This window comes from Actibacterium sp. (genome assembly GCF_041584535.1).
Taxonomy (GTDB): domain Bacteria; phylum Pseudomonadota; class Alphaproteobacteria; order Rhodobacterales; family Rhodobacteraceae; genus Actibacterium_D.
The window spans coordinates 1-1,617 of the sequence record NZ_JBFHDW010000416.1 but is presented as its reverse complement, the minus strand read 5'-3'; the positions used below and the strand labels follow the sequence as shown (position 1 = coordinate 1,617).

Genomic DNA, 1,617 nt, shown 5'->3' with positions numbered 1-1,617 from the left:
GCGATGGCCGCAGCCCCGGCACCAAGCGCGATTGCTCCACGTCGTGTAAGTTGCATTGCTCTCTCCTTATCAGGTGAAAGATCCGCGCAGGATCAGTCTTTAAGCGTCGTCAGATAGGCAACCACGTCTTCGATCTGTTGCGCCGACAACAGCGGCGGCATCGGATCGGACTTGGCAGCCTTGCCGGTATAAGCGTCGCCAGGACGGATATAGCCGGTGGACTTGTAGAACGACGGCATCATGGTGCCTTCGTAGGTTTTCTTGGCATTCGCGACGATGCCGCGCAGTTCGGCCTCGTTCCAGCGGCTGCCGACGCCATCCAGAACCGGGCCGACATTGCCCTGGAACGGCACATCGGACATTTCGGTAATGGCGTGGCAGGACACACAGTTCCCCAGCGACTTGGAGCCGATGATCTTGCGGCCTTGCGCCGCATCACCGGCCGCGCCGGTCAGCGAGGCCTCAACCGCACCGCCGTCTTCGAATTTGACATCCGCGGGGTCAACATCTGCCATCGCAAAGCCCGCACTTGCGGCAAGGCAAACTGCGGTCAAAATTGCACGTTTCATTAAAAAGACTCCTCCCAGTGCCTTAATCCCGCCCCAAACTAACGGATGCGGCGGGCAACACGCAATAACAAATATAGTTATTTGCATATTTTTTAAATTTCGCGTTGCGCTACCCTGACGCAACAATGTTTCTGCAATGCAGAATTTTATGCTGCACTGCACTCAGAATCGCTGTCATTCGTTGCCATAGACCGTGCGGGCCAGATATTTCTGGAAATGCTCGTCGGTCTCGTAACCCTTTTCCAGCACCCAGTTCAGCAGCGCCCGCGTTGTGCCTTTGCCAAAGGCACCGGGCATCGTGACCACGGCGGCCTGCGCCGCGGTGCCGCCCTCGGGGGCGGTGTCGGGCATGAACATCATCGTCGGGGTGAACATGATTCCCCAGCGCCGCGCCATCTCTTTTTCGGGCAGAACCGTGCCGTCGAAATCGGTCACCTCGACATCGCCGAACAGGTTCATCTGCACGACGAAATAGTTCTCGACGATCAGCGATTCGATCTCGGGCAGCGGGAAGATTTCAGTGTGCATCTTCTTGCAATAGATACAGCCGCGCTGTTCCCAGATGATCAGCAGGCGCTTGCCCTGTTCCTGAGCGCTGGCAAGGTCCTCGGACATGTCCTTGAACGTATCTTCCAGCCACACGGGCTTGTGCAGGCCGTCGTCGCCCAGCGGCGGCGCGGCAAACACCGGCAAGGCAAAGGCGGTGACCGCCGCGATGACAAAAGCAACAAGTCTCATTCCGGAATCCTCCCGATGCTACCCGACGGATGTGAACCACGGGAAATGTTCGATCATGAATTGCGCGATATAGGCGACGCGGTTGGTGGCGATCAGCACACCGAATAGGATCAGCATGACCCCCATCGCCTTTTCGACATAGCCCAGATATTTGCGGTTGCGTTGCAGCCAGCGCAGGAACGGTTTCGAGAACAGCGCCGCGATGACGAACGGTGCGGTCATCGCCAGACCATAGACCAGCAACAACACCCCACCCCGCCAGATATCGCCCATACCGCTGGCCACCATCAGGATCGCCGCCAGCGCCGGG

Annotated in this window: 3 protein-coding genes; all 3 read right to left on the bottom strand. The window is 58.3% G+C overall.

Annotated features, from left to right (window positions below; genetic code table 11):
* Window positions 1-92: 92 nt before the first annotated feature.
* Window positions 93-569 (bottom strand): sulfur oxidation c-type cytochrome SoxX, encoded by a 477-nt coding sequence (soxX, locus tag ABYW26_RS14295; RefSeq protein ID WP_372605582.1) that lies wholly within the window; start codon window positions 567-569, stop codon window positions 93-95.
* Between the two features lie 174 nt (window positions 570-743).
* On the bottom strand, window positions 744-1,307 hold the full coding sequence (locus ABYW26_RS14290) for a thioredoxin family protein (protein ID WP_372605581.1): 564 nt from the start codon (window positions 1,305-1,307) through the stop codon (window positions 744-746).
* Window positions 1,308-1,325: 18 nt separating this feature from the next.
* Window positions 1,326-1,617, bottom strand: a 292-nt coding sequence (locus tag ABYW26_RS14285) for a cytochrome c biogenesis protein CcdA (RefSeq protein WP_372605579.1), incomplete at its 5' end; no start/stop codon positions are given.

What these genes read in the sequence shown, in the direction of transcription:
- ABYW26_RS14290 (WP_372605581.1), bottom strand. Translation starts at nt 1,307, where the DNA reads ATGAGACTTGTTGCTTTTGTCATCGCGGCGGTCACCGCCTTTGCCTTG.
- soxX (WP_372605582.1), bottom strand. Translation starts at nt 569, where the DNA reads ATGAAACGTGCAATTTTGACCGCAGTTTGCCTTGCCGCAAGTGCGGGC.